Source organism: Streptomyces sp. NPDC031121, assembly GCF_055570615.1.
Map to the genome: position 1 here is coordinate 124,976 of NZ_JBVIGV010000018.1, position 23,615 is coordinate 148,590.

General features: G+C 68.6%; 36 protein-coding genes. All 36 read left to right on the plus strand.

All coding sequences use genetic code 11. The features are described from left to right. Positions 1 to 667: 667 nt before the first annotated feature. The gene (rpsJ, locus tag ACZ462_RS28960; protein WP_003948644.1) at positions 668 to 976 is read left to right on the plus strand and encodes a 30S ribosomal protein S10; all 309 of its coding nucleotides are present in this window, start codon (positions 668 to 670) and stop codon (positions 974 to 976) included. 14 nt (positions 977 to 990) lie between these two features. Then, a complete protein-coding gene (rplC, locus tag ACZ462_RS28965) occupies positions 991 to 1,635 on the plus strand; it encodes a 50S ribosomal protein L3 (protein WP_114053734.1) in 645 nt (214 codons plus the stop codon). Between the two features lie 4 nt (positions 1,636 to 1,639). Then, positions 1,640 to 2,290, plus strand: coding sequence for a 50S ribosomal protein L4 (gene rplD, locus ACZ462_RS28970; protein ID WP_125540845.1), 651 nt, complete (start codon positions 1,640 to 1,642; stop codon positions 2,288 to 2,290). Then, complete coding sequence (gene rplW / locus ACZ462_RS28975) at positions 2,290 to 2,613, plus strand: 50S ribosomal protein L23 (RefSeq protein WP_114053736.1); 324 nt, start codon at positions 2,290 to 2,292, stop codon at positions 2,611 to 2,613. Before rplD ends, rplW begins: the two co-directional genes overlap by 1 nt. A 40-nt stretch (positions 2,614 to 2,653) precedes the next feature. Then, positions 2,654 to 3,490 (plus strand): 50S ribosomal protein L2, encoded by an 837-nt coding sequence (gene rplB / locus ACZ462_RS28980; protein ID WP_114053737.1) that lies wholly within the window; start codon positions 2,654 to 2,656, stop codon positions 3,488 to 3,490. Positions 3,491 to 3,502: 12 nt separating this feature from the next. Then, complete coding sequence (gene rpsS / locus ACZ462_RS28985) at positions 3,503 to 3,784, plus strand: 30S ribosomal protein S19 (protein ID WP_114053738.1); 282 nt, start codon at positions 3,503 to 3,505, stop codon at positions 3,782 to 3,784. Positions 3,785 to 3,827: 43 nt separating this feature from the next. Continuing rightward, positions 3,828 to 4,175 (plus strand): 50S ribosomal protein L22, encoded by a 348-nt coding sequence (gene rplV, locus ACZ462_RS28990; protein ID WP_030201575.1) that lies wholly within the window; start codon positions 3,828 to 3,830, stop codon positions 4,173 to 4,175. Continuing rightward, the gene (gene rpsC, locus ACZ462_RS28995) at positions 4,175 to 5,014 is read left to right on the plus strand and encodes a 30S ribosomal protein S3 (RefSeq protein ID WP_114053739.1); all 840 of its coding nucleotides are present in this window, start codon (positions 4,175 to 4,177) and stop codon (positions 5,012 to 5,014) included. The genes rplV and rpsC overlap by 1 nt, the downstream gene beginning before the upstream one ends. 5 nt (positions 5,015 to 5,019) lie before the next feature. Then, on the plus strand, positions 5,020 to 5,439 hold the full coding sequence (rplP, locus tag ACZ462_RS29000; RefSeq protein WP_114053740.1) for a 50S ribosomal protein L16: 420 nt from the start codon (positions 5,020 to 5,022) through the stop codon (positions 5,437 to 5,439). Further along, the gene (gene rpmC / locus ACZ462_RS29005) at positions 5,439 to 5,663 is read left to right on the plus strand and encodes a 50S ribosomal protein L29 (protein WP_114053741.1); all 225 of its coding nucleotides are present in this window, start codon (positions 5,439 to 5,441) and stop codon (positions 5,661 to 5,663) included. The genes rplP and rpmC overlap by 1 nt, the downstream gene beginning before the upstream one ends. Beyond that, positions 5,663 to 5,944, plus strand: coding sequence for a 30S ribosomal protein S17 (gene rpsQ, locus ACZ462_RS29010; protein ID WP_079429300.1), 282 nt, complete (start codon positions 5,663 to 5,665; stop codon positions 5,942 to 5,944). Before rpmC ends, rpsQ begins: the two co-directional genes overlap by 1 nt. 102 nt (positions 5,945 to 6,046) lie before the next feature. Next, positions 6,047 to 6,415 (plus strand): 50S ribosomal protein L14, encoded by a 369-nt coding sequence (gene rplN / locus ACZ462_RS29015; RefSeq protein ID WP_003956455.1) that lies wholly within the window; start codon positions 6,047 to 6,049, stop codon positions 6,413 to 6,415. A gap of 2 nt (positions 6,416 to 6,417) precedes the next feature. After that, the gene (gene rplX / locus ACZ462_RS29020) at positions 6,418 to 6,729 is read left to right on the plus strand and encodes a 50S ribosomal protein L24 (RefSeq protein WP_114053742.1); all 312 of its coding nucleotides are present in this window, start codon (positions 6,418 to 6,420) and stop codon (positions 6,727 to 6,729) included. Further along, positions 6,729 to 7,280 (plus strand): 50S ribosomal protein L5, encoded by a 552-nt coding sequence (rplE, locus tag ACZ462_RS29025; protein ID WP_189808023.1) that lies wholly within the window; start codon positions 6,729 to 6,731, stop codon positions 7,278 to 7,280. The genes rplX and rplE overlap by 1 nt, the downstream gene beginning before the upstream one ends. A 5-nt stretch (positions 7,281 to 7,285) precedes the next feature. Continuing rightward, on the plus strand, positions 7,286 to 7,471 hold the full coding sequence (locus ACZ462_RS29030) for a type Z 30S ribosomal protein S14 (RefSeq protein WP_003956452.1): 186 nt from the start codon (positions 7,286 to 7,288) through the stop codon (positions 7,469 to 7,471). A gap of 218 nt (positions 7,472 to 7,689) precedes the next feature. Then, complete coding sequence (rpsH, locus tag ACZ462_RS29035) at positions 7,690 to 8,088, plus strand: 30S ribosomal protein S8 (protein ID WP_042812335.1); 399 nt, start codon at positions 7,690 to 7,692, stop codon at positions 8,086 to 8,088. A gap of 20 nt (positions 8,089 to 8,108) precedes the next feature. Continuing rightward, the gene (gene rplF / locus ACZ462_RS29040; RefSeq protein ID WP_114053744.1) at positions 8,109 to 8,648 is read left to right on the plus strand and encodes a 50S ribosomal protein L6; all 540 of its coding nucleotides are present in this window, start codon (positions 8,109 to 8,111) and stop codon (positions 8,646 to 8,648) included. A 4-nt stretch (positions 8,649 to 8,652) separates the two neighbouring features. After that, on the plus strand, positions 8,653 to 9,036 hold the full coding sequence (gene rplR / locus ACZ462_RS29045) for a 50S ribosomal protein L18 (RefSeq protein WP_114053745.1): 384 nt from the start codon (positions 8,653 to 8,655) through the stop codon (positions 9,034 to 9,036). Positions 9,037 to 9,081: 45 nt separating this feature from the next. Then, positions 9,082 to 9,684: a 30S ribosomal protein S5 gene (gene rpsE / locus ACZ462_RS29050; protein ID WP_179173317.1), complete on the plus strand. Its 603-nt coding sequence runs from the start codon at positions 9,082 to 9,084 to the stop codon at positions 9,682 to 9,684. Continuing rightward, positions 9,684 to 9,866, plus strand: a complete 183-nt coding sequence (rpmD, locus tag ACZ462_RS29055; RefSeq protein ID WP_005313525.1) for a 50S ribosomal protein L30 — start codon at positions 9,684 to 9,686, stop codon at positions 9,864 to 9,866. The genes rpsE and rpmD overlap by 1 nt, the downstream gene beginning before the upstream one ends. Before the next feature lie 2 nt (positions 9,867 to 9,868). Then, a complete protein-coding gene (gene rplO, locus ACZ462_RS29060) occupies positions 9,869 to 10,324 on the plus strand; it encodes a 50S ribosomal protein L15 (RefSeq protein WP_114053747.1) in 456 nt (151 codons plus the stop codon). 189 nt (positions 10,325 to 10,513) lie between these two features. Beyond that, complete coding sequence (gene secY, locus ACZ462_RS29065; protein ID WP_467808434.1) at positions 10,514 to 11,827, plus strand: preprotein translocase subunit SecY; 1,314 nt, start codon at positions 10,514 to 10,516, stop codon at positions 11,825 to 11,827. Continuing rightward, positions 11,827 to 12,474 carry an adenylate kinase gene (locus ACZ462_RS29070; protein WP_467808435.1) on the plus strand — a complete coding sequence of 216 codons (648 nt, stop codon included), beginning with the start codon at positions 11,827 to 11,829 and terminating at the stop codon, positions 12,472 to 12,474. Before secY ends, ACZ462_RS29070 begins: the two co-directional genes overlap by 1 nt. 97 nt (positions 12,475 to 12,571) lie before the next feature. After that, positions 12,572 to 13,408 carry a type I methionyl aminopeptidase gene (gene map, locus ACZ462_RS29075; RefSeq protein WP_467808437.1) on the plus strand — a complete coding sequence of 279 codons (837 nt, stop codon included), beginning with the start codon at positions 12,572 to 12,574 and terminating at the stop codon, positions 13,406 to 13,408. A gap of 127 nt (positions 13,409 to 13,535) precedes the next feature. After that, positions 13,536 to 13,757 (plus strand): translation initiation factor IF-1, encoded by a 222-nt coding sequence (gene infA / locus ACZ462_RS29080; RefSeq protein WP_003956442.1) that lies wholly within the window; start codon positions 13,536 to 13,538, stop codon positions 13,755 to 13,757. 73 nt (positions 13,758 to 13,830) lie between these two features. Continuing rightward, on the plus strand, positions 13,831 to 13,944 hold the full coding sequence (rpmJ, locus tag ACZ462_RS29085) for a 50S ribosomal protein L36 (RefSeq protein ID WP_003956441.1): 114 nt from the start codon (positions 13,831 to 13,833) through the stop codon (positions 13,942 to 13,944). A 194-nt stretch (positions 13,945 to 14,138) separates the two neighbouring features. Continuing rightward, a complete protein-coding gene (gene rpsM, locus ACZ462_RS29090) occupies positions 14,139 to 14,519 on the plus strand; it encodes a 30S ribosomal protein S13 (RefSeq protein ID WP_079429308.1) in 381 nt (126 codons plus the stop codon). Positions 14,520 to 14,573: 54 nt separating this feature from the next. Next, complete coding sequence (gene rpsK, locus ACZ462_RS29095; protein ID WP_003956432.1) at positions 14,574 to 14,978, plus strand: 30S ribosomal protein S11; 405 nt, start codon at positions 14,574 to 14,576, stop codon at positions 14,976 to 14,978. A gap of 148 nt (positions 14,979 to 15,126) precedes the next feature. Beyond that, positions 15,127 to 16,149 carry a DNA-directed RNA polymerase subunit alpha gene (locus ACZ462_RS29100; protein ID WP_003956430.1) on the plus strand — a complete coding sequence of 341 codons (1,023 nt, stop codon included), beginning with the start codon at positions 15,127 to 15,129 and terminating at the stop codon, positions 16,147 to 16,149. A 132-nt stretch (positions 16,150 to 16,281) separates the two neighbouring features. Further along, on the plus strand, positions 16,282 to 16,758 hold the full coding sequence (rplQ, locus tag ACZ462_RS29105; RefSeq protein ID WP_467808439.1) for a 50S ribosomal protein L17: 477 nt from the start codon (positions 16,282 to 16,284) through the stop codon (positions 16,756 to 16,758). A 107-nt stretch (positions 16,759 to 16,865) separates the two neighbouring features. Then, positions 16,866 to 17,717, plus strand: coding sequence for a tRNA pseudouridine(38-40) synthase TruA (truA, locus tag ACZ462_RS29110; RefSeq protein WP_467808440.1), 852 nt, complete (start codon positions 16,866 to 16,868; stop codon positions 17,715 to 17,717). A 74-nt stretch (positions 17,718 to 17,791) separates the two neighbouring features. Continuing rightward, positions 17,792 to 19,420, plus strand: a complete 1,629-nt coding sequence (locus ACZ462_RS29115; RefSeq protein ID WP_467808441.1) for an ABC-F family ATP-binding cassette domain-containing protein — start codon at positions 17,792 to 17,794, stop codon at positions 19,418 to 19,420. Positions 19,421 to 19,454: 34 nt separating this feature from the next. Beyond that, positions 19,455 to 20,741 carry a glycosyltransferase family 87 protein gene (locus ACZ462_RS29120; RefSeq protein ID WP_467882786.1) on the plus strand — a complete coding sequence of 429 codons (1,287 nt, stop codon included), beginning with the start codon at positions 19,455 to 19,457 and terminating at the stop codon, positions 20,739 to 20,741. A 238-nt stretch (positions 20,742 to 20,979) separates the two neighbouring features. Further along, positions 20,980 to 21,423 carry a 50S ribosomal protein L13 gene (gene rplM, locus ACZ462_RS29125; RefSeq protein ID WP_114053754.1) on the plus strand — a complete coding sequence of 148 codons (444 nt, stop codon included), beginning with the start codon at positions 20,980 to 20,982 and terminating at the stop codon, positions 21,421 to 21,423. A gap of 42 nt (positions 21,424 to 21,465) precedes the next feature. Beyond that, complete coding sequence (gene rpsI, locus ACZ462_RS29130; RefSeq protein ID WP_467809979.1) at positions 21,466 to 21,978, plus strand: 30S ribosomal protein S9; 513 nt, start codon at positions 21,466 to 21,468, stop codon at positions 21,976 to 21,978. Between the two features lie 125 nt (positions 21,979 to 22,103). After that, on the plus strand, positions 22,104 to 23,462 hold the full coding sequence (gene glmM / locus ACZ462_RS29135) for a phosphoglucosamine mutase (protein WP_467809978.1): 1,359 nt from the start codon (positions 22,104 to 22,106) through the stop codon (positions 23,460 to 23,462). The last annotated feature ends 153 nt before the right edge of the window (positions 23,463 to 23,615 follow it).

The window sequence follows — 23,615 nt, forward strand, 5'->3', positions numbered from 1 at the left end:
ACTTCACCCCCGGCCTCACCATCCCGAACCTCGTGGTGGTGCCGGTCGTGGACGGCAAGGTGAACTTCTACAACAACTCGGGCCGCGTCGACCTGATCGCCGACATCACGGGCTACTTCGCCCAGTGACCTGAGGAGACGGGTCCGCGCGGACACGTTGCGGCGGGGGCCTTCCGGACACGCTCCGGGAGGCCCCCGCCGCCGTACGCGCCCGTCCCGGCGGGGCGGGCTCGCGGCGTGCCGCTGTTTGACCACTCACCGTGGCGGGGTATTCTCTTCGGCCCGATTGGCCAGGTGTGCACCTCGTATGGCAGACTACTCAAGTTGCTCGGCTGAGTGTCGATGCTGCGCGCCTCCCGCCGGGAGGACCGGAAGCGAGTCCCACGGTACTCGTCGCCTTTATCTGCCCCCCGGGGCAGCAATGGGGCGGAAGTACGGGAATCTTCCGGGAAGCGTCAGCACGGTGCAGGCCAGGCGCTCGGAGGGTGTTCCTCCCCCGAATCGCGGTCCTGGGACCGCACCCCCTTGGACAGGGAATTTCCGTATGGAAATTTTCTGAGAGGGAGTGCGACACGCCCGACCGCGTGGGTCGGAGGGGAGCGGTGGAGGGATCCACAGCCGGCCGAGGGCCAGAGCGTTTCCACAAGAGACAGGACTACGGAGTAGCCATGGCGGGACAGAAGATCCGCATCCGGCTCAAGGCCTACGACCACGAGGTCATCGACTCCTCGGCGAAGAAGATCGTCGAGACGGTGACCCGCACTGGTGCGTCGGTCGCGGGCCCGGTGCCGCTGCCCACTGAGAAGAACGTGTACTGCGTCATCAAGTCGCCGCACAAGTACAAGGACTCGCGCGAGCACTTCGAGATGCGCACGCACAAGCGCCTGATCGACATCCTCGACCCGACGCCCAAGACCGTTGACTCGCTGATGCGCCTGGACCTTCCGGCCGGCGTCGACATCGAGATCAAGCTCTGAGAGGCGTCGAGAAGATGGCAAAGCAGATCAAGGGCGTCCTGGGCGAGAAGCTCGGCATGACCCAGGTCTGGGACGAGAACAACCGTGTCGTCCCGGTCACCGTCGTCAAGGCCGGCCCCTGCGTCGTCACCCAGGTCCGTACCAACGACACCGACGGCTACGAGTCGGTCCAGATCGCCTTCGGCGAGATCGACCCGCGCAAGGTGAACAAGCCCCTCAAGGGCCACTTCGCCAAGGCCGACGTCACCCCCCGCCGCCACCTGGTGGAGCTCCGCACCTCCGACGCCGCCGAGTACACGCTCGGCCAGGAGATCACCGCGGCCGTGTTCGAGTCCGGCGTCAAGGTTGACGTCACGGGCAACAGCAAGGGCAAGGGCTTCGCCGGTGTCATGAAGCGCCACAACTTCCGGGGCCTCGGCGCCGGTCACGGTGTGCAGCGCAAGCACCGCTCTCCCGGTTCGATCGGTGGCTGCGCCACCCCTGGGCGCGTCTTCAAGGGCGTGCGCATGGCTGGTCGTATGGGCAACGAGCGCGTCACCACCCAGAACCTGACCATCCACGCGGTGGACGCGGAGAAGGGTCTGCTCCTCATCAAGGGCGCGGTCCCCGGTCCGAACGGCGGCCTCGTCCTGGTCCGTACCGCGGCCAAGGGGGCTTGAGGTAATGAGCACCATTGACATCCTTTCGCCGGCAGGCGACAAGGCCGGTACCGTCGAGCTCCCCGCGGAGATCTTCGACGCGAAGACCAGCGTTCCGCTGATCCACCAGGTCGTCGTCGCGCAGCTGGCAGCGGCCCGTCAGGGCACGCACAAGACCAAGACCCGCGGCGAAGTCCGCGGTGGCGGCAAGAAGCCGTACCGCCAGAAGGGCACCGGCCGCGCCCGTCAGGGTTCGACCCGCGCTCCGCAGTTCGCCGGCGGTGGCGTCGTCCACGGCCCCGTGCCGCGTGACTACTCGCAGCGGACCCCGAAGAAGATGAAGGCCGCCGCCCTCCGCGGTGCCCTCTCGGACCGTGCGCGTCACTCCCGCATCCACGTCGTCACCGGCGTGGTCGAGGGTGCCGTCTCCACGAAGGCCGCCAAGACGCTGTTCGGCAAGATCACGGAGCGCAAGAACCTGCTCCTGGTCGTCGAGCGTGCCGACGAGGCCGCGTGGCTGTCCGCCCGCAACCTGCCCCAGGTGCACATCCTGGAGCCGGGCCAGCTGAACACGTACGACGTGATCGTCTCCGACGACGTGGTCTTCACCCAGGCCGCGCTGGAGTCCTTCGTGTCTGGCCCCAAGGCCGATGAGACCGAAGGGAGCGACGCCTGATGTCCGAGGCGACCGTTACCAGCAAGACCTTCACTGACCCGCGCGACCTGCTGATCAAGCCGGTTGTCTCGGAGAAGAGCTACGCGCTGCTGGACGAGAACAAGTACACGTTCATCGTCGCGCCCGGCGCCAACAAGACCCAGATCAAGCAGGCCGTCGAGGCGGTCTTCTCGGTCAAGGTCACCGGGGTCAACACGATCAACCGCCAGGGCAAGCGCAAGCGCACCCGCACCGGTTTCGGCAAGCGCGCCAACACCAAGCGCGCCATCGTGACCCTCGCTGAGGGCGACCGTATCGACATCTTCGGCGGCCAGGCCTCCTAACGGAGTCCTGAGTCGTCCGGAATCGGACGAGGACTGAGAAATGGGTATCCGCAAGTACAAGCCGACGACCCCGGGCCGTCGTGGCTCCAGCGTCGCCGACTTTGTCGAGATCACGCGGTCCACGCCGGAGAAGTCGCTGGTCCGCCCCCTGCACAGCAAGGGCGGCCGTAACAACACCGGTCGTGTGACCGTTCGCCACCAGGGCGGTGGCCACAAGCGCGCCTACCGCGTGATCGACTTCCGTCGTCACGACAAGGACGGCGTGCCGGCCAAGGTCGCGCACATCGAGTACGACCCCAACCGCACCGCGCGCATCGCGCTGCTGCACTACGCCGACGGCGAGAAGCGCTACATCATCGCGCCGCGCGGCCTGCAGCAGGGCGACCGGATCGAGAACGGCCCGACGGCCGACATCAAGCCCGGCAACAACCTGGCGCTGCGCAACATCCCGGTCGGTACGACCATCCACGCCATCGAGCTGCGTCCCGGCGGCGGCGCGAAGTTCGCCCGCTCCGCGGGTGCCTCCGTGCAGCTGCTTGCGAAGGAGGGCACCATGGCCCACCTCCGCATGCCGTCCGGTGAGATCCGTCTCGTCGACGCCCGCTGCCGCGCCACGGTCGGCGAGGTCGGCAACGCCGAGCAGTCGAACATCAACTGGGGCAAGGCCGGCCGCATGCGCTGGAAGGGCGTCCGCCCGACCGTCCGCGGTGTCGCGATGAACCCGGTTGACCACCCGCACGGTGGTGGTGAGGGCAAGACCTCCGGTGGTCGCCACCCGGTCTCCCCGTGGGGTCAGAAGGAAGGCCGTACTCGTTCGCCTAAGAAGGCTTCGAACAAGTACATCGTCCGCCGCCGCAAGACGAACAAGAAGCGCTAGGAGCGGGTTTAGATGCCGCGCAGTCTCAAGAAGGGACCCTTCGTTGACGGCCACCTCCTGAAGAAGGTGGACGCCCAGAACGAAGCCGGTACCAAGAACGTCATCAAGACCTGGTCCCGTCGCTCGATGATCATCCCCAGCATGCTGGGTCACACGATCGCGGTGCACAACGGCAAGACGCACGTCCCGGTGTTCGTCACCGAGTCCATGGTCGGCCACAAGCTCGGCGAGTTCTCGCCGACTCGCACCTTCCGCGGCCACGTCAAGGAAGACCGGAAGTCGAAGCGCCGCTAGAAGCGGGGTGGGAACGACTATGACTTACACCGAAGGGACAACCATGGAAGCCAGGGCCCAGGCGCGGTACATCCGCGTCACGCCCATGAAGGCCCGCCGCGTGGTGGACCTCATCCGTGGCATGGATGCCACGGAGGCTCAGGCGGTCCTGCGTTTCGCCCCGCAGGCCGCGAGCGTGCCGGTCGGCAAGGTGCTGGACAGCGCCATTGCCAACGCCGCGCACAACTACAACCACACGGACGCCTCCTCGCTGTTCATCAGCGAGGCGTTCGTTGACGAAGGCCCGACCCTGAAGCGGTTCCGTCCGCGCGCCCAGGGCCGTGCCTACCGGATCCGCAAGCGGACCAGCCACATCACCGTGGTCGTCAGCAGCAAGGAAGGAACCCGGTAATGGGCCAGAAGGTAAACCCGCACGGGTTCCGGCTCGGCATCACCACCGACTTCAAGTCGCGCTGGTACGCCGACAAGCTGTACAAGGACTACGTCAAGGAAGACGTCGCCATCCGTCGGATGATGACGTCCGGCATGGAGCGCGCCGGCATCTCGAAGGTTGAGATCGAGCGCACCCGTGACCGCGTCCGCGTGGACATCCACACCGCTCGTCCGGGCATCGTCATCGGCCGCCGCGGCGCCGAGGCCGACCGCATCCGCGGCGACCTCGAGAAGCTGACCGGCAAGCAGGTCCAGCTGAACATCCTCGAGGTCAAGAACCCCGAGCTCGACGCTCAGCTGGTTGCCCAGGCCGTGGCCGAGCAGCTGTCCTCCCGCGTCTCCTTCCGCCGTGCCATGCGCAAGAGCATGCAGGGCACCATGAAGGCCGGCGCCAAGGGCATCAAGATCCAGTGTGGCGGCCGTCTCGGCGGCGCCGAGATGTCCCGGTCCGAGTTCTACCGCGAGGGCCGTGTGCCGCTGCACACGCTGCGCGCGAACGTGGACTACGGCTTCTTCGAGGCCAAGACCACCTTCGGCCGCATCGGCGTGAAGGTCTGGATCTACAAGGGCGATGTCAAGAACATCGCCGAGGTTCGCGCCGAGAACGCTGCGGCCCGCGCGGGTAACCGCCCGGCCCGTGGTGCCGGCGCTGGCGACCGTCCCGCCGGCCGTGGTGGCCGCGGTGGCGAGCGCGGCGGCCGTGGTGGCCGCAAGCCGCAGCAGGCTGCTGCCGCCGAGGCCCCCAAGGCCGAGGCCGCTGCCGCCGCTCCGGCCGAGAGCACCGGAACGGAGGCCTGACCGACATGCTGATCCCTCGTAGGGTCAAGCACCGCAAGCAGCACCACCCCAAGCGCGGCGGTGTCTCCAAGGGCGGCACCGAGGTCTCGTTCGGCGAGTACGGCATCCAGGCGCTGACCCCGGCGTACGTGACGAACCGCCAGATCGAGGCGGCTCGTATCGCGATGACCCGCCACATCAAGCGTGGCGGCAAGGTCTGGATCAACATCTACCCGGACCGTCCGCTGACGAAGAAGCCCGCCGAGACCCGCATGGGTTCCGGTAAGGGTTCCCCGGAGTGGTGGATCGCGAACGTGCACCCGGGCCGGGTCATGTTCGAGCTGTCCTACCCGAACGAGAAGATTGCGCGTGAGGCTCTGACTCGTGCGGCTCACAAGCTGCCGATGAAGTGCCGGATCGTCAAGCGCGAGGCAGGTGAGTCGTGATGGCGGCCGGAACCAAGGCATCCGAGCTGCGTGAGCTGGGCAACGAGGAGCTCGTTGCCAAGCTGCGCGAGGCCAAGGAAGAGCTGTTCAAGCTCCGTTTCCAGGCGGCCACGGGCCAGCTGGAGAACAACGGCCGGCTCAAGTCCGTCCGTAAGGACATCGCCCGGATCTACACCCTGATGCACGAGCGCGAGCTCGGCATCGAGACGGTGGAGAACGCCTGATGAGCGAGAAGAACGTGACTGAGAAGACCGAGCGCGGTTTCCGCAAGACCCGTGAGGGTCTGGTCGTCAGCGACAAGATGGACAAGACCGTCGTCGTCGCCGTTGAGGACCGCGTCAAGCACGCGCTGTACGGCAAGGTCATCCGCCGTACGAACAAGCTCAAGGCCCACGACGAGCAGAACGCTGCCGGTGTCGGCGACCGCGTCCTCATCATGGAGACGCGTCCGCTGTCGGCGAGCAAGCGCTGGCGCATCGTCGAGATCCTCGAGAAGGCCAAGTAATCACCTGAGGGGACTTCCCTCAGGTTCGTTCCGCCAGGCTCGGCGGGGGCCCGCCCCAGGTGAGGCCCCCGCCGGGAACCGGCAGACAATCAGGAGATAGACGTGATCCAGCAGGAGTCGCGACTGCGTGTCGCCGACAACACTGGTGCCAAGGAGATCCTTTGCATCCGTGTTCTCGGTGGCTCCGGTCGCCGCTACGCGGGCATCGGTGACGTCATCGTCGCCACCGTCAAGGACGCGATCCCCGGTGGCAACGTGAAGAAGGGTGACGTCGTCAAGGCGGTCATCGTTCGCACCGTCAAGGAGCGCCGCCGCCAGGACGGCTCGTACATCCGCTTCGACGAGAACGCCGCCGTCATTCTGAAGAACGACGGCGACCCTCGCGGCACCCGTATCTTCGGCCCCGTCGGCCGTGAGCTGCGCGAGAAGAAGTTCATGAAGATCATCTCGCTCGCGCCGGAGGTGCTGTAAGCATGAAGATCAAGAAGGGCGACCTGGTCCAGGTCATCACCGGCAAGGACAAGGGCAAGCAGGGCAAGGTCGTCGCGGCCTTCCCCGCTGAGAACCGCGTCCTCGTCGAGGGTGTCAACCGGGTCAAGAAGCACACCAAGGCCGGACAGAACCAGGCCGGCGGCATCGTGATCACCGAGGCCCCCGTCCACGTGTCCAACGTCCAGCTGGTCGTGGAGAAGGACGGCAAGAAGGTCGTCACCCGCGTCGGTTACCGCTTCGACGACGAGGGCAACAAGATCCGCGTTGCCAAGCGCACGGGTGAGGACATCTGATGGCTACCACTCCGCGTCTGAAGACGAAGTACCGCGAGGAGATCGCGGGCAAGCTGCGTGACGAGTTCCAGTACGAGAACGTCATGCAGATCCCCGGCCTCGTCAAGATCGTCGTGAACATGGGTGTCGGCGACGCCGCCCGTGACTCGAAGCTGATCGACGGCGCCATCCGCGACCTCACCACCATCACCGGTCAGAAGCCGGCCGTCACCAAGGCCCGCAAGTCCATCGCGCAGTTCAAGCTGCGCGAGGGTCAGCCGATCGGTGCGCACGTCACCCTCCGTGGCGACCGCATGTGGGAGTTCCTGGACCGCACCCTGTCGCTCGCGCTGCCGCGCATCCGCGACTTCCGCGGCCTGTCCCCGAAGCAGTTCGACGGCCGTGGCAACTACACCTTCGGTCTCACGGAGCAGGTCATGTTCCACGAGATCGACCAGGACAAGATCGACCGCGTCCGGGGTATGGACATCACCGTGGTGACCACGGCGACCAACGACGCTGAGGGCCGCGCGCTCCTCCGTCACCTCGGCTTCCCGTTCAAGGAGGCGTAAGCGAGATGGCGAAGAAGGCTCTCATCGCGAAGGCTGCCCGCAAGCCCAAGTTCGGTGTGCGTGCGTACACGCGCTGCCAGCGCTGCGGCCGCCCCCACTCCGTGTACCGCAAGTTCGGCCTGTGCCGCGTGTGCCTTCGTGAGATGGCTCACCGTGGCGAGCTGCCGGGCGTGACCAAGAGCTCCTGGTAATCCCTTCACCCCTTGGGTGTTGAGGGTTCCGGAAGCTCTCGGTAAGCATCTGGGCCGGCGGAGTGCCCAGCCCCATGGCGTAGGCTAGTGGGGTTGGGCGTCCGCCGCCCGTCGACTTACTACGCCGTAGGTCCCCGCGCCGCACCCGTCCCGCCCCTGTGTGGGGAGAGGGATGGCGCATACAGGAAACCCCGGCGAGAGAGGCCGAAGGCCGATTCATGACCATGACTGACCCGATCGCAGACATGCTCACTCGTCTGCGTAACGCTAACTCGGCGTACCACGACTCCGTCGTGATGCCGCACAGCAAGATCAAGTCGCACATCGCGGAAATCCTCAAGCAGGAGGGTTTCATCACCGGCTGGAAGGTCGAGGACGCCGAGGTCGGCAAGAACCTCGTCCTCGAGCTGAAGTTCGGTCCGAACCGCGAGCGCTCGATCGCCGGCATCAAGCGAATCTCGAAGCCGGGTCTGCGTGTCTACGCGAAGTCCACCAACCTGCCGAAGGTCCTCGGCGGCCTGGGCGTGGCGATCATCTCCACGTCCCACGGTCTCCTGACCGGCCAGCAGGCGCAGAAGAAGGGCGTGGGTGGGGAAGTCCTCGCCTACGTCTGGTAGTCGGGAACGGAGGAAAAGCTATGTCTCGTATCGGCAAGCTCCCCATCCCGGTTCCCGCCGGCGTGGACGTCACCATCGATGGCCGCACGGTCGCGGTGAAGGGCCCCAAGGGTCTCCTCTCCCACACCGTTGCCGCCCCCATCGAGATCGTTAAGGGCGAGGACGGCGTTCTGAACGTCACCCGTCCGAACGACGAGCGTCAGAACAAGGCCCTCCACGGCCTGTCCCGCACGCTGGTGGCCAACATGATCACCGGTGTGACCCAGGGATACACCAAGGCGCTCGAGATCAGCGGTGTCGGTTACCGCGTGGCCGCGAAGGGCTCCGCCCTGGAGTTCCAGCTCGGCTACAGCCACCCGATCCTGGTGGAGGCCCCCGAGGGCATCTCCTTCAAGGTCGAGTCGCCGACCAAGTTCTCGGTCGAGGGCATCGACAAGCAGAAGGTCGGCGAGGTCGCCGCCAACATCCGCAAGCTGCGGAAGCCCGACCCGTACAAGGCCAAGGGCGTCAAGTACGCGGGCGAGGTCATCCGCCGCAAGGTCGGAAAGGCTGGTAAGTAAAGCCATGGCATACGGTGTGAAGATCGCCAAGGGCGACGCTTACAAGCGCGCTGCGAAGGCGCGCCGCCACATCCGCATCCGCAAGAGCATCTCGGGTACGGCGGAGCGTCCGCGCCTCGTCGTGACCCGCTCGAACCGCGGTATCACCGCCCAGGTCATCGACGACCTCAAGGGTCACACCCTGGCGTCGGCGTCGCACCTGGACGCGTCGGTCCGCGGCGGCGAGGGTGACAAGTCCGCGCAGGCCAAGCAGGTCGGCCTCCTGGTCGCCGAGCGCGCCAAGGCCGCCGGTGTCGAGGCCGTCGTGTTCGACCGCGGTGGCAACAGGTACGCCGGGCGCATTGCCGCTCTGGCTGACGCCGCCCGCGAAGCCGGGCTGAAGTTCTAAGCCCCGGTTCCGGGACTCACGGACGTAACAGAGAGAGGTAATCCAATGGCTGGACCCCAGCGCCGCGGCAGCGGTGCCGGTGGCGGCGAGCGGCGGGACCGGAAGGGTCGCGACGGTGGCGCTGCCGCCGAGAAGACCGCTTACGTTGAGCGCGTTGTCGCGATCAACCGTGTCGCCAAGGTTGTGAAGGGTGGTCGTCGCTTCAGCTTCACCGCGCTGGTCGTGGTGGGCGACGGTGACGGCACCGTGGGTGTCGGTTACGGCAAGGCCAAGGAAGTTCCCGCGGCCATCGCCAAGGGTGTCGAGGAGGCGAAGAAGAACTTCTTCCGCGTCCCCCGCATCCAGGGCACCATCCCGCACCCGGTTCAGGGCGAGAAGGCCGCGGGCGTCGTCCTGCTGAAGCCTGCTTCCCCCGGTACCGGTGTTATCGCCGGTGGCCCGGTGCGCGCCGTTCTGGAGTGCGCCGGCGTTCACGACATCCTGTCGAAGTCGCTCGGCTCCGACAACGCGATCAACATCGTGCACGCGACCGTGGAGGCCCTCAAGGGCCTGCAGCGTCCCGAGGAGATCGCGGCCCGCCGCGGTCTGCCGCTCGAGGACGTCGCCCCCGCGGCCCTGCTCCGTGCGCGTGCTGGGGCGGGTGTGTGATGGCCCGCCTCAAGATCACGCAGACGAAGTCGTACATCGGCAGCAAGCAGAACCACCGCGACACCCTTCGTTCGCTCGGGCTCAAGCGCCTGAACGACGTGGTCGTCAAGGAGGACCGCCCCGAGTTCCGCGGCATGGTGCACACCGTCCGCCACCTCGTGACGGTTGAGGAGGTTGACTGATCATGGCTGAAAGCAGCCCGCTCAAGGCCCACAACCTCCGTCCCGCCCCGGGCGCCAAGACCGCCAAGACCCGCGTGGGTCGTGGTGAGGCGTCGAAGGGTAAGACGGCAGGTCGTGGTACCAAGGGTACGAAGGCCCGCTACCAGGTTCCGCAGCGCTTCGAGGGTGGGCAGATGCCCCTCCACATGCGCCTGCCGAAGCTGAAGGGCTTCAAGAACCCGTTCCGCACCGAGTTCCAGGTCGTGAACCTGGACAAGCTGGCCGCGCTCTACCCGCAGGGTGGCGAGGTCACGGTGGCCGACCTGGTCGCCAAGGGTGCGGTTCGCAAGAACCAGCTCGTCAAGGTCCTGGGCCAGGGCGAGATCTCCGTGGCGCTGACGGTCTCGGTTGACGCCGTTTCCGCCTCCGCCAAGGAGAAGATCGCCGCCGCCGGCGGCACGGTCACCGAACTCGTCTGATCCAGACGGGCCACGTGACACACAGCGAGTAAACCGACCGGGGATGCCTCACATATGGGGCATCCCCGGTTGGTCGTTCCACGGGGGGCGCAGTCGCCGGTAAGGTGGCCTGCACCTTTGCTTGTACGTATTCGTCGAACCTCAGACCGTCACCTCTGACGCAGTAGCGCGGGGGTCGCAGGAGGCACCGTGCTCACCGCGTTCGCCCGGGCGTTCAAGACGCCCGACCTGCGCAAGAAGCTGCTCTTCACGCTCGGCATCATCGTGCTGTTCCGGCTCGGGTCCCACATCCCGGTACCCGGCGTGAGCTACAAGAACGTCCAGATCTGCGTCGACCAGGCCGGAAGCAGCAACGGGCTCTTCGGTCTCGTCAACATGTTCAGCGGCGGTGCGCTGCTGCAGATCACGGTCTTCGCGCTCGGGATCATGCCGTACATCACGGCGAGCATCATCCTGCAGCTGCTGACCGTGGTCATCCCGAAGCTGGAGACCCTGAAGAAGGAGGGCCAGGCCGGGACTGCCAAGATCACGCAGTACACGCGCTACCTGACGGTCGCCCTCGCCATCCTCCAGGGCACCGGCCTCGTCGCCACCGCCCGCACGGGTGCCCTGTTCCAGGGCTGCCCCGTCGCCGCGCAGATCGTCCCGGACCGCTCCGTCTTCACCACCATCGTCATGGTCGTCACCATGACGGCGGGCACCTGCCTCGTCATGTGGCTCGGTGAGCTCATCACCGACCGCGGCATCGGCAACGGCATGTCCATCCTGATGTTCATCTCGATCGCCGCCGGCTTCATCGGCGCGCTGTGGCAGATCAAGCTCCAGGGCAAGATCGCCGACGGCTGGGTCGAGTTCGGCGTGGTGATCCTGGTGGGCCTCGCGATGGTGGCCCTGGTGGTCTTCGTCGAGCAGGCGCAGCGCCGCATCCCGGTGCAGTACGCGAAGCGCATGATCGGCCGGCGCGCGTACGGCGGCACCTCGACCTACATCCCGCTCAAGGTGAACCAGGCCGGTGTGATTCCGGTCATCTTCGCCTCGTCGCTGCTCTACATCCCGGCGCTGGTCGTCCAGTTCAGCGGATCCACCGCAGACTGGGCGGTTTGGATCCAAAAGCACTTCGTCACAGGCGACCACCCGTACTACATCGCCACCTACTTCCTCCTGATCGTCTTCTTCGCCTTCTTCTACGTGGCGATTTCGTTCAACCCCGAGGAAGTTGCAGACAACATGAAGAAGTATGGTGGGTTCATCCCGGGTATCCGCGCCGGTCGACCCACCGCCGAATACCTGAGCTACGTGCTCAACCGGATCACCTGGCCGGGGTCGCTGTACCTGGGTCTGATCGCTCTAGTGCCGACGATGGCGTTGGCCGGCTTCGGAGCGAACCAGAACTTCCCGTTCGGCGGGACGAGCATCCTCATCATCGTGGGTGTGGGTCTGGAAACCGTGAAGCAGATCGAGAGCCAGCTCCAGCAGCGCAATTACGAAGGGTTCCTCCGCTGATGCGTATCGTCCTCGTCGGACCGCCCGGTGCGGGCAAGGGAACGCAGGCCGCGTTCCTTGCGAAGAACCTGTCGATCCCGCACATCTCCACGGGCGACCTGTTCCGGGCCAACATCAGCCAGAACACCGAGCTGGGCCGCCGGGCCAAGGCGTTCATGGACGCCGGCGACCTCGTCCCCGACGAGATCACCATCGGCATGGCCAAGGACCGCATGGAGCAGCCGGACGCCGAGAAGGGCTTCCTGCTCGACGGCTTCCCGCGCAACGTCTCGCAGGCCGAGGCGCTGGACGTGATGCTCCAGGCCGCGGGCATGAAGCTGGACGCGGTCCTCGACCTGGAGGTCGAGGAGGACGAGGTGGTCAAGCGCATCGCCGGCCGCCGGATCTGCCGCAACGACTCCGCCCACGTCTTCCACGTCGCGTACGCGGCGCCGGAGACCGAGGGCGTCTGCGACAAGTGCGGCGGCGAGCTGTACCAGCGCGACGACGACTCCGAGGCCACGGTCCGGACGCGGCTGGAGGTCTACCACACGCAGACCGAGCCGATCATCGACTACTACAAGGCGCAGGGCCTGCTGGTGACGATCCCGGCCCTGGGCGAGGTCGCGGACGTCACGCAGCGCGCGATGGACGCCCTGAAGAAGTAGTACCCCTGTGGTGCAGGTCGGCCGCGGTGTCCCGAGGACGCCGCGGCCGTACTGTTGAGTGACCCCGAAGCAGCAGATCCGAAGGTGGAAGTGCCCCATGGTCCAGATCAAGACCCCCGAGCAGATCGCGAAGATGCGCGAGGCGGGGCTGGTCGTCGCCGCCATCCACGCGGCGACCCGTGAGGCGGCCGTGCCGGGCGCCACGACGCGGGATCTGGACATGGTCGCCCGCAAGGTGATCGCCGACGCCGGGGCGAAGTCGAACTTCCTCGGCTACGGCGGCTTCCCCGCCACGATCTGCACGTCGGTCAACGAGGTCGTCGTCCACGGCATCCCGGACGACAAGACGGTCCTCAAGGACGGCGACATCATCTCCATCGACGCCGGCGCGATCGTCGACGGCTGGCACGGCGACGCGGCCTTCACGGCCTTCGTGGGCACCGGGCACGCCCCGGAGCTGGTCGAGCTCTCCCGGGTGACCGAGGAGTCGATGTGGGCCGGCATCGCGGCGATGAAGAACGGCAACCGCCTGGTCGACATCTCCAAGGCCATCGAGGGCTACATCCGCCGCCAGCCCCGCCCCTCCAGCGGCAAGTACGGGATCATCGAGGACTACGGCGGCCACGGCATCGGCTCCGAGATGCACATGGACCCGCACCTGCTGAACTACGTCTCGCGCAAGCGGGGCAAGGGCATCCGGCTGGTGCCGGGCCTCTGCCTGGCGATCGAGCCGATGGTGTCCCTGGGCACCCCCCGGACGGAGGTACTGGCCGACGACTGGACGGTGGTCACCACGGACGGCACCTGGTCCTCGCACTGGGAGCACTCGGTGGCCCTGACGGAGGCCGGCCCGATCGTCCTGACCAGCCCGGACTGCGGCAAGGCGAAGCTGGCGGAGTACGGGGTCACCACGGCCCCCGACCCCATCGCTTAATGATCTAGACTCATGGGCAAACTTTCCGGATTCGTCTTTCTGGGTGCCCTGACGTAGACTGACTCGTCGGCTTACGTGCATCTCCATGCCCGTGGCCGATCAAGGTAGCCGATTCGAAAGGCGAAGCGTGGCCAAGAAGCAAGGTGCCATCGAGATCGAGGGCACCGTGATCGAGTCCCTCCCGAACGCCATGTTCAAGGTGGAGCTCCAGAACGGTCACAAGGTCCTCGCGCACATCAGCGGCAAGATGCGCATGCACTACATCCGCATCCTTCCCGATGACCGGGTCGTGGTGGAGCTCTCTCCGTACGACCTGACGCGTGGCCGGATCGTCTACCGATACAAGTAGATCTTGCTCTCACTCCTGCCTGGGCACAGGTCCCGGTGCGGGTGGTGGCACTGACCCGGAGAACCTCAGACACATGAAGGTCAAGCCGAGCGTCAAGAAGATCTGCGACAAGTGCAAGGTGATCCGCCGTCACGGCCGGGTCATGGTCATCTGCGACAACCTGCGCCACAAGCAGCGCCAGGGCTGACGCACGCCGACCGACCTGCACATCGCAGTTCTTCGCGCGACGTAAGAAAACGTACATACGCAGGACCCGCCCAGCCTGCAAGGGCCGGCGGTACCTCCGGCGGGGGCCGGGGACCCGGACGTACCACTGCCTGTCGGCGGTCGGCGGTCGGGAGCGGTTCTGCGGAAGACCCCCGAACACACAGGAGCCATTGAATGGCACGCGTTTCCGGTGTCGACATCCCGCGCGAAAAGCGTGTGGAGATCGCACTCACCTACGTCTTCGGTATCGGGCGCACCCGGTCCAAGGAGATCCTCGCCGCGACCGGCGTGAACCCGAACACCCGCGTTCGTGACCTGGCCGAAGAGGACCTCGTCAAGATCCGCGAGTACGTGGACGCCAACCTCCGTACCGAGGGTGACCTCCGCCGCGAGATCCAGGGCGACATCCGCCGCAAGATCGAGATCCAGTGCTACCAGGGCATCCGCCACCGTCGCGGCCTCCCGGTGCACGGTCAGCGCACCAGCACGAACGCGCGTACCCGCAAGGGCCCGCGTCGCGCGATCGCCGGCAAGAAGAAGCCGGGCAAGAAGTAGTCCTGTTCAGCGGTCTTGCGCTGTAGGACCGACCACCTCCCGTAGGAGATTTAGATGCCCCCCAAGGGTCGTCAGGGCGCTGCCAAGAAGGTGCGCCGCAAGGAAAAGAAGAACGTCGCTCACGGGCACGCCCACATCAAGAGCACGTTCAACAACACGATCGTCTCGATCACGGACCCCTCGGGCAACGTGATCTCCTGGGCCTCCGCCGGCCACGTCGGCTTCAAGGGCTCGCGCAAGTCCACCCCCTTCGCCGCGCAGATGGCCGCCGAGTCGGCCGCCCGCCGCGCGCAGGAGCACGGCATGCGCAAGGTCGACGTCTTCGTCAAGGGTCCCGGCTCCGGCCGTGAGACCGCGATCCGCTCCCTCCAGGCCACCGGCCTCGAGGTCGGCTCGATCCAGGACGTCACCCCCACCCCGCACAACGGCTGCCGTCCGCCGAAGCGCCGCCGCGTCTGACGCAGCGACGCCTGTGCGTCCTTGAGTGTCCGGGCGGTACGACCCCTTCGGGGGCCGTGCCGCCCGTACCCTTGCAGCACCGGCCGCCCTCCGGGGCGGCACCTGTCGGGCGTCAAATAGTGGGCGTCCACGACTGAAGGAAAAAGACATGCTTATCGCTCAGCGTCCTTCGCTGACCGAAGAGGTCGTCGACGAGTACCGCTCCCGGTTCGTGATCGAGCCGCTGGAGCCGGGCTTCGGCTACACCCTCGGCAACTCCCTGCGCCGTACCCTCCTGTCCTCGATCCCGGGTGCCGCCGTCACGAGCATCCGCATCGACGGCGTCCTGCACGAGTTCACCACCGTGCCCGGCGTCAAGGAGGACGTGACCGACCTCATCCTCAACATCAAGCAGCTGGTCGTCTCCTCGGAGCACGACGAGCCCGTCGTGATGTACCTGCGCAAGCAGGGCCCCGGCCTGGTCACCGCCGCCGACATCGCGCCCCCGGCCGGTGTCGAGGTGCACAACCCGGACCTGGTCCTCGCCACCCTGAACGGCAAGGGCAAGCTGGAGATGGAGCTGACCGTCGAGCGCGGTCGCGGCTACGTCTCCGCCGTCCAGAACAAGCAGGTGGGCCAGGAGATCGGCCGTATCCCGGTCGACTCCATCTACAGCCCCGTGCTCAAGGTCACCTACAAGGTCGAGGCGACCCGTGTCGAGCAGCGCACCGACTTCGACAAGCTGATCGTCGACGTCGAGACCAAGCAGGCCATGCGCCCGCGCGACGCCATGGCGTCCGCCGGCAAGACCCTGGTCGAGCTGTTCGGCCTGGCCCGCGAGCTCAACATCGACGCCGAGGGCATCGACATGGGCCCGTCCCCCACGGACGCCGCCCTGGCCGCCGACCTGGCGCTGCCGATCGAGGAGCTGGAGCTCACGGTCCGCTCCTACAACTGCCTCAAGCGCGAGGGCATCCACTCCGTGGGTGAGCTCGTCGCCCGCTCCGAGGCCGACCTGCTCGACATCCGCAACTTCGGTGCGAAGTCGATCGACGAGGTCAAGGCGAAGCTCGCCGGCATGGGCCTGGCCCTGAAGGACAGCCCGCCCGGGTTCGACCCGACCGCCGCCGCCGACGCGTTCGGCGCGGACGACGACGCCGACGCCGGCTTCGTCGAGACCGAGCAGTACTGATCTGCCGCCGCCGGCGGCCGGGGCCCTGCCCCGACCGCCGGCGGTTTCACGAAGACTTCCCCGCGGCGGCCGCCGCGGGGGAACTGACACCGGTACCTGACACGGCCGGTGCAGATACGAAGGAGTAACACCATGCCGCGTCCCGCCAAGGGTGCCCGTCTGGGCGGCAGCGCCGCGCACGAGAAGCTTCTCCTCGCGAACCTCGCGAAGGCGCTCTTCGAGCACGGCCGCATCACGACGACCGAGGCCAAGGCCCGCCGCCTGCGCCCCGTCGCCGAGCGTCTGATCACCAAGGCGAAGAAGGGCGACATCCACAACCGTCGCCTGGTCCTCCAGACGATCACGGACAAGAGCATCGTCCACACGCTCTTCACCGAGATCGCCCCGCGCTTCGAGAACCGCCCCGGTGGTTACACGCGCATCACCAAGATCGGCAACCGTCGCGGCGACAACGCCCCGATGGCGGTCATCGAGCTCGTCGAGGCCCTGACCGTGGCCCAGCAGGCCACCGGTGAGGCCGAGGCCGCCACCAAGCGTGCGGTCAAGGAGGCCGAGGCTGCGGAGGCGAAGGCCGCCGACGCCGACGCCGAGGTGACCAAGGAGGCCTGATCCCCCGGGATCCCTCCTGCCTGACCGGCTCCGAGCGGGCCCGCCCCTTTCCCGGGGCGGGCCCGCTTCTGCATGTGTGTGAAGAGAAGCCTGAGAGGATCGGTCACGTGAGTGACGAGGTGGAGCCCGGGCACGTCCGGGTACGGCTGGACCTGAGCTACGACGGGACGCAGTTCTCCGGCTGGGCGAAGCAGCGGACGCTGCGAACCGTCCAGGGGGAGCTGGAGTCGGCCCTGCAGACCGTGATGCGGCTGCCCCACCCGGTCGAGCTGACCGTGGCCGGGCGGACCGACGCGGGCGTGCACGCCCGCGGCCAGGTGGCCCAGTTCGACCTGGCCGGGGAGGTGTGGGCCGAGCACGGGGACAAGCTGCTGAGGCGCCTCGCGGGCCGCCTCCCGCACGACGTCCGGGTGTGGCGGGTCGCCGAGGCCCCCGCCGGGTTCAACGCCCGCTTCTCCGCCGTCTGGCGCCGCTACGCCTACCGCGTCGGCGACCACCAGGGCGGCGTCGACCCGCTGCGCCGCAGCCACGTCCTGTGGCACCCGTGGCCGCTGGACGTCGGCGCCATGAACGAGGCCTCCGCCGAGCTGCTCGGCGAGCACGACTTCGCGGCCTACTGCCGCCGGCGCGAGGGCGCCACCACCATCCGCACCCTCCAGCAGCTGTCCTGGGAGCGCGGAGAGGACGGCATCGTCACCGCCACGGTCCGGGCCGACGCCTTCTGCCACAACATGGTCCGCTCGCTCGTGGGCGCCCTGCTGCACGTCGGGGACGGGCACCGGCCCGCGGACTGGCCGGGGAAGGTCCTGCGGGCCGGCGTGCGGGACTCCTCCGTGCACGTGGTCAAGCCGCACGGGCTCACCCTGGAGGAGGTCGGCTACCCGGCCGACGAGCTGCTCGCCGCCCGCAGCCGCGAGGCCCGCAACATGCGCACCCTCCCGGGCGCCGGCTGCTGCTGAGCGCGCCGTCCGACGCGGTGGGCCGCCCGTAATCCGTTTGGGCGGACCGCCCCGGGGCCGCGACAATGCCCCGCATGGGACACCTCGAAGCCAGCCACCTGGAGTACCACCTGCCGGACGGCCGGGTGCTGCTCCCCGACGTCTCCTTCCGGGTGGGGGAGGGGTCCGTCACCGCCCTCGTCGGGGCGAACGGGGCCGGCAAGACGACCCTGCTGAAGCTGCTCGCCGGCGAGCTCCAGCCGCACGGCGGCTCGGTCACCGCCACCGGCGGGCTCGGGGTCATGCCGCAGTTCGTGGGGTCCGTACGGGACGAGACGACCGTGCGGGACCTGCTCGTGTCGGTGGCGCAGCCGCGGATCCGGGAGGCCGCGCGGGCCGTCGACCGCGCCGAGCACCTGGTCATGACCGTCGACGACGAGGCCGCGCAGATGGCGTACGCGCAGGCCCTCAGCGACTGGGCGGACGTCCGGGGGTACGAGGCGGAGACGCTGTGGGACGTGTGCACCACGGCCGCGCTGGGCGTCCCGTACGACAAGGCGCAGTTCCGCGAGGTGCGCACGCTGTCCGGCGGCGAGCAGAAGCGCCTGGTGCTGGAGGCCCTGCTGCGCGGGCCGGACGGGGTGCTGCTGCTCGACGAGCCGGACAACTACCTCGACGTGCCCGGCAAGCGCTGGCTGGAGGAGCAGCTGCGGGCGACCCGCAAGACGGTGCTGTTCATCAGCCACGACCGGGAGCTGCTGTCGCGGGCCGCCCAGAAGATCATCGCGGTGGAGCCGGGCGTCGACGGCTCGGACGTGTGGGTCCACGGCGGCGGCTTCGAGACCTTCCACGAGGCCCGCAAGGAGCGCTTCGCGCGCTTCGAGGAGCTCAAGCGGCGCTGGGAGGAGAAGCACGCCCAGCTGAAGAAGCTGGTGGTCACGCTGCGGCAGGCGGCCGCGGTCAGCCACGAGATGGCCTCCCGGTACGCGGCCGCCCAGACGCGGCTGCGGAAGTTCGAGGAGGCCGGCCCGCCGCCGGAGCCGCCGCGGGAGCAGGAGATCCGGATGCGGCTGAAGGGCGGGCGGACCGGTGTCCGCGCCCTGACCTGCAAGAACCTGGAGCTCACCGGTCTGATGAAGCCCTTCGACCTGGAGGTCTTCTACGGCGAGCGGGTCGCCGTCCTCGGCTCGAACGGCTCGGGCAAGTCGCACTTCCTGCGGCTGCTGGCGGGGGACCGGGAGAGGCCGGTCGCCCACACGGGCGAGTGGAAGCTCGGCGCCCGGGTGGTCCCCGGCCACTTCGCGCAGACGCACGCCCACCCGGAGCTGTACGGCCGCTCGCTCGTCGACATCCTGTGGACGGAGCACGCCAGGGACCGTGGCGGCGCCATGTCGGTGCTGCGCCGCTACGAGCTGGAGCGCCAGGGCGACCAGCCGTTCGAGAGGCTGTCGGGCGGGCAGCAGGCGCGCTTCCAGATCCTGCTGCTGGAGCTGGCGGGGACCACGGCGCTGCTGCTGGACGAGCCGACGGACAACCTGGACCTGGAGTCGGCGGAGGCGCTGCAGGACGGTCTGGAGTCGTACGAGGGGACGGTGCTGTGCGTCACGCACGACCGCTGGTTCGCGCGGACATTTGACCGTTTCCTTGTCTTCGGTTCGGACGGTGTGGTGCGGGAGACTCAGGAGCCCGTCTGGGACGAACGTAGGGTCGAACGGAAGCGCTAGGCAGCCGCCCCCGGGCGGTCGATCGGGAGGCGTTGTGCGGCTGCGGCCTGGCACCTGGCTCAGGAATTGGGACGTCCGCGACCGGGCCGCGCGGCGCCGCGCGGCGCGCCGGCTGCTCGTGCCGGCCTCCCCGCCGTGGGTCGCCGTCTGCGCGGCGGTGGTCGTCGGGATCGCCGTCTCGACGAGCCTGCGGGCGGGCTGGGGCTCGGACAACGCCTTCGTGGTGAAGGCCGCCGACACGCTGCTGGCCGGGGGCTCCCCGTACGAGGACAAGCGGTTCCTGTACCTGCCGAGCGCGGTCCTCCTGGCCGTGCCGCAGGCGGTGCTGCCGGTGCCGGTGCTGCGGTGGGTGCTTCCGCCGGTGATGTCGGCGCTGCTGGCAGTGGGCTGGTGGGCCGCGCTGCGGCTGTTCTCGGTCCCGGGGCGCTCCCGTTTCGCGGTGGGCGGGTTCGCCCTGCTGGCGATCGGTTTCCGGCCGTACGGGAACCTCGTGCTGATCGGGAACTGGACGGCGGTCTCGGCGGCCGCGCTGCCCGTGGCGCTGCTGCTCGCGCACCGGCGGTCCTGGACGGCCGCGGGGCTGGTGGTGGGGCTGGCGATCGCCTGCAAGCCGATGCTGGTGCCGCTGGGGCTGCTGTTCGTCCTGGCCCGGCGCTGGCGGGGGCTGGCGGCGGCGGTGCTGGTGCCGCTGGGGCTGTCGCTGGCGGGGGCGCTGCTGATGCCGAGCCCGTCGCTGTTCTTCACCAAGACGCTGCCGTTCCTGCTCCGGGGGCAGGACTCGTACGCGCTGCCCTGGGACGCGTCGCCGATCGCGGTGCTGCCCCGGCTGGGCGTCCCGGAGCCGGTGGCGGTGCTCCTGGCGGGGCTGGGGGCAGCGGGCGGCCTGTGGGCGGCCCGGTGCCGCTGGCGGCGGGAGGACGACCGGGACGGGGGCGAGCTGCGGCTCGCCGAGACGGCCTGCATGGTGATGCTCGCCGCATTCCTGGTGTCGCGGCCGTCCTTCGACCACTACCTGCTGGTGGTGGTGCCGCTGCTGCTGGCCTCGGGGGTGCGCGCGGGGTCGGCGCCGCGCTCGCCGTGGTTCTGGGTGGCGGTGTTCCCGCAGGTGGCGGGGGTGCCGTGGCCGTCGCAGCTGGAGGCGAAGCGGCGGGCGTTCAAGGACTGCTTCACGCTGTGCGTGCTGGCGGGGACGCTGATGCGGCGGTGCCTGCGGCCGGCCCGGGTTAACCTGGTGGGCGTACGGATCGCAGGGACCCCTCCGGGGCCCGGAGCCAAGCGCACGGCGGAGCCCGCGGAGGCGGGGTCCCGGGCTGCGTTTTGACCCTTCCGGGGCACCGCGGGTATTCTGCTGGTTCGTTATGCGTATTGGCTTGCTCATTCTCACGTGAAAGGGCCTTACGCCGGTCCACCGGGCCGATGACCAGCGGTGCACACGGGTTGCGTCCCCGGAGTGCACCAGGGCTGTCGTGATCGTCCGTGGTGGCCTTGTCAGGACCCTTCCCTTCGGGCCGCGAGGCTCGGGGGAGAACCCATCACTGAAGAAGCGAAGGCATACGACCGTGCGTACGTACAGCCCCAAGCCCGGCGACATCTCGCGCCAGTGGCTCGTCATCGACGCCAAGGACGTTGTCCTCGGCCGTCTGGCGACCCAGGCCGCTGCCCTCCTGAAGGGCAAGCACAAGCCGACCTACGCCCCCCACATGGACATGGGCGACTTCGTCATCGTCATCAACGCCGACAAGGTCCACCTGTCCGGCAACAAGGCGACCCAGAAGATGGCCTACCGCCACTCCGGCTTCCCGGGCGGTCTGCGCTCCGTGCGCTACGACGACCTGCTGGCGAACAACCCGGAGAAGGCCGTCGAGAAGGCCGTCAAGGGCATGCTCCCGAAGAACTCCCTGGGCCGTCAGATGCTCTCGAAGCTGAAGGTCTACTCGGGCGACCAGCACCCGCACGCTGCCCAGCAGCCGGTGCCGTTCGAGATCACCCAGGTCGCGCAGTAGTTCCGGCCACCCCCTAAGACGTAGAGAATTCTGAGGAGCATCGTGGCCGAGACCACCGCCGAGACCCCCGTCGACGAGTTCGAGGGCGTCGAGGAGTACACCACCGAGTCCGAGGTCGTCGAGGGCGACTACACCTCCGAGTCCCTTGCCGGCCGCTTCGGCGACCCCCAGCCGGCCGCCGGCCTGGGCCGCCGCAAGAACGCCATCGCCCGCGTCCGGATCGTTCCGGGCTCCGGCAAGTGGAAGATCAACGGTCGCACCCTCGAGGACTACTTCCCGAACAAGGTGCACCAGCAGGAAGTCAACGAGCCGTTCAAGCTGCTCGAGCTCGACGGCCGCTACGACGTCATCGCCCGCATCGCGGGTGGCGGCGTCTCCGGCCAGGCCGGCGCCCTGCGCCTGGGTGTCGCCCGTGCGCTGAACGAGGCGGACGTCGACAACAACCGCCCGGCGCTGAAGAAGGCCGGCTTCCTGTCCCGCGACGACCGTGCGGTCGAGCGCAAGAAGGCCGGTCTGAAGAAGGCCCGTAAGGCCCCGCAGTACAGCAAGCGCTAATCTGCGCCTGCTGTTCAGCACCAACCGCCCCGGCGGCACTCTCCGTGCTGCCGGGGCGGTTCGTTTACCGCCACAAGCGGAATAACTAGCGGTCTCAAGCGAAGCGCGAACGTGGGAGGACAACTGTGGGACGACTCTTCGGGACGGACGGTGTACGCGGCGTCGCCAATGCGGATCTGACGGCGGAGCTCGCGCTCGGCCTGTCCGTGGCGGCAGCCCACGTGCTGGGCGAGGCGGGCACCTTCGAGGGCCACCGCCCCACCGCGGTGGTCGGCCGCGACCCGCGGGCCTCCGGCGAGTTCCTCGAGGCGGCGGTCGTCGCCGGCCTCGCGAGCGCGGGCGTGGACGTCCTGCGCGTCGGTGTGCTGCCCACCCCGGCGGTGGCGTATCTCACCGGTGCGCTGGGTGCCGACCTCGGCGTGATGCTCTCCGCGAGCCACAACGCGATGCCCGACAACGGCATCAAGTTCTTCGCGCGCGGCGGCCACAAGCTGGCCGACGAGCTGGAGGACCGCATCGAGTCCGTCTACGAGGAGCACCGCACCGGCGCGCCCTGGGACCGGCCCACCGGCGCCGGCGTGGGCCGCGTCACCGACTACGACGAGGGCTTCGACAAGTACGTCGCCCACCTCATCGGGGTGCTCCCCAACCGCCTGGACGGCCTGAAGATCGTCCTGGACGAGGCGCACGGCGCGGCCGCCCGCGTCTCGCCCGAGGCCTTCGCGCGGGCGGGCGCCGAGATCGTCACGATCGGCGCCGAGCCCGACGGCCTGAACATCAACGACGGCTGCGGCTCCACCCACCTGGACCTGCTCAAGCAGGCCGTCGTCGAGCACGGTGCCGACCTGGGCATCGCCCACGACGGCGACGCCGACCGCTGCCTCGCGGTCGACGCCTCGGGCGCCGAGGTCGACGGCGACCAGATCCTCGCGGTCCTGGCGCTGGCCATGCGCGAGGCCGGCTCGCTGCGCGGCGACACCGTCGTCGGCACGGTGATGTCGAACCTGGGCTTCAAGCTGGCCATGGAGGCCGAGGGCATCCGGGTCGTGCAGACCGGCGTCGGCGACCGGTACGTGCTGGAGGCGATGAAGGAGCACGGCTTCGCCCTCGGCGGCGAGCAGTCCGGCCACGTGATCGTCCTCGACCACGCGACGACCGGCGACGGCACGCTGACCGGCCTGATGCTGGCGGCGCGGGTCGCGGCGACGGGCCGCCCGCTGGCCGAGCTGGCGGGCGTCATGCAGCGGCTGCCGCAGGTGCTCGTCAACGTCCGCGACGTCGACCGGACCAAGGTCGCCACCTCCGGCGAGCTGGCCGCGGCCGTCGTCGACGCCGAGCGCGAGCTCGGCACCACCGGGCGGGTGCTGCTGCGCCCGTCCGGCACCGAGCCGGTGGTCCGCGTCATGGTGGAGGCCGCCGACCTGGAGCAGGCCCGCGCGGTGGCCGGGCGACTCGCCGACGCGGTGAAGTCAGCGCTCGGCTAGGTCGAAAGAGGCGGCCTCGACGCCCCTCGCCCAGCGGCGGGGCAGGTGCATCAGGCGCGCGGTGGGGGGGGGGGGGGGGGGGGGGGGGGGGGGGGGGGGGGGGGGGGGGGGGGGGGGGGGGGGGGGGGGGGGGGGGGGGGGGGGGGGGGGGGG

What these genes read in the sequence shown, in the direction of transcription:
- rplW (WP_114053736.1), top strand. Translation starts at nt 2,290, where the DNA reads ATGTCCGAGGCGACCGTTACCAGCAAGACCTTCACTGACCCGCGCGAC.
- ACZ462_RS29030 (WP_003956452.1), top strand. Translation starts at nt 7,286, where the DNA reads ATGGCGAAGAAGGCTCTCATCGCGAAGGCTGCCCGCAAGCCCAAGTTC.
- rpmC (WP_114053741.1), top strand. Translation starts at nt 5,439, where the DNA reads ATGGCGGCCGGAACCAAGGCATCCGAGCTGCGTGAGCTGGGCAACGAG.
- rpsK (WP_003956432.1), top strand. Translation starts at nt 14,574, where the DNA reads ATGCCCCCCAAGGGTCGTCAGGGCGCTGCCAAGAAGGTGCGCCGCAAG.
- ACZ462_RS29070 (WP_467808435.1), top strand. Translation starts at nt 11,827, where the DNA reads ATGCGTATCGTCCTCGTCGGACCGCCCGGTGCGGGCAAGGGAACGCAG.
- rpsH (WP_042812335.1), top strand. Translation starts at nt 7,690, where the DNA reads ATGACCATGACTGACCCGATCGCAGACATGCTCACTCGTCTGCGTAAC.
- rplP (WP_114053740.1), top strand. Translation starts at nt 5,020, where the DNA reads ATGCTGATCCCTCGTAGGGTCAAGCACCGCAAGCAGCACCACCCCAAG.
- rpsM (WP_079429308.1), top strand. Translation starts at nt 14,139, where the DNA reads ATGGCACGCGTTTCCGGTGTCGACATCCCGCGCGAAAAGCGTGTGGAG.
- rplB (WP_114053737.1), top strand. Translation starts at nt 2,654, where the DNA reads ATGGGTATCCGCAAGTACAAGCCGACGACCCCGGGCCGTCGTGGCTCC.
- ACZ462_RS29115 (WP_467808441.1), top strand. Translation starts at nt 17,792, where the DNA reads ATGGGACACCTCGAAGCCAGCCACCTGGAGTACCACCTGCCGGACGGC.
- rpsJ (WP_003948644.1), top strand. Translation starts at nt 668, where the DNA reads ATGGCGGGACAGAAGATCCGCATCCGGCTCAAGGCCTACGACCACGAG.
- rplO (WP_114053747.1), top strand. Translation starts at nt 9,869, where the DNA reads ATGGCTGAAAGCAGCCCGCTCAAGGCCCACAACCTCCGTCCCGCCCCG.
- rpmD (WP_005313525.1), top strand. Translation starts at nt 9,684, where the DNA reads ATGGCCCGCCTCAAGATCACGCAGACGAAGTCGTACATCGGCAGCAAG.
- ACZ462_RS29100 (WP_003956430.1), top strand. Translation starts at nt 15,127, where the DNA reads ATGCTTATCGCTCAGCGTCCTTCGCTGACCGAAGAGGTCGTCGACGAG.
- rplQ (WP_467808439.1), top strand. Translation starts at nt 16,282, where the DNA reads ATGCCGCGTCCCGCCAAGGGTGCCCGTCTGGGCGGCAGCGCCGCGCAC.
- rpsC (WP_114053739.1), top strand. Translation starts at nt 4,175, where the DNA reads ATGGGCCAGAAGGTAAACCCGCACGGGTTCCGGCTCGGCATCACCACC.
- rplD (WP_125540845.1), top strand. Translation starts at nt 1,640, where the DNA reads ATGAGCACCATTGACATCCTTTCGCCGGCAGGCGACAAGGCCGGTACC.
- rplC (WP_114053734.1), top strand. Translation starts at nt 991, where the DNA reads ATGGCAAAGCAGATCAAGGGCGTCCTGGGCGAGAAGCTCGGCATGACC.
- rpmJ (WP_003956441.1), top strand. Translation starts at nt 13,831, where the DNA reads ATGAAGGTCAAGCCGAGCGTCAAGAAGATCTGCGACAAGTGCAAGGTG.
- map (WP_467808437.1), top strand. Translation starts at nt 12,572, where the DNA reads ATGGTCCAGATCAAGACCCCCGAGCAGATCGCGAAGATGCGCGAGGCG.
- rplF (WP_114053744.1), top strand. Translation starts at nt 8,109, where the DNA reads ATGTCTCGTATCGGCAAGCTCCCCATCCCGGTTCCCGCCGGCGTGGAC.
- rplR (WP_114053745.1), top strand. Translation starts at nt 8,653, where the DNA reads ATGGCATACGGTGTGAAGATCGCCAAGGGCGACGCTTACAAGCGCGCT.
- rpsQ (WP_079429300.1), top strand. Translation starts at nt 5,663, where the DNA reads ATGAGCGAGAAGAACGTGACTGAGAAGACCGAGCGCGGTTTCCGCAAG.
- rplX (WP_114053742.1), top strand. Translation starts at nt 6,418, where the DNA reads ATGAAGATCAAGAAGGGCGACCTGGTCCAGGTCATCACCGGCAAGGAC.
- rpsS (WP_114053738.1), top strand. Translation starts at nt 3,503, where the DNA reads ATGCCGCGCAGTCTCAAGAAGGGACCCTTCGTTGACGGCCACCTCCTG.
- rpsE (WP_179173317.1), top strand. Translation starts at nt 9,082, where the DNA reads ATGGCTGGACCCCAGCGCCGCGGCAGCGGTGCCGGTGGCGGCGAGCGG.
- rplV (WP_030201575.1), top strand. Translation starts at nt 3,828, where the DNA reads ATGGAAGCCAGGGCCCAGGCGCGGTACATCCGCGTCACGCCCATGAAG.
- rplE (WP_189808023.1), top strand. Translation starts at nt 6,729, where the DNA reads ATGGCTACCACTCCGCGTCTGAAGACGAAGTACCGCGAGGAGATCGCG.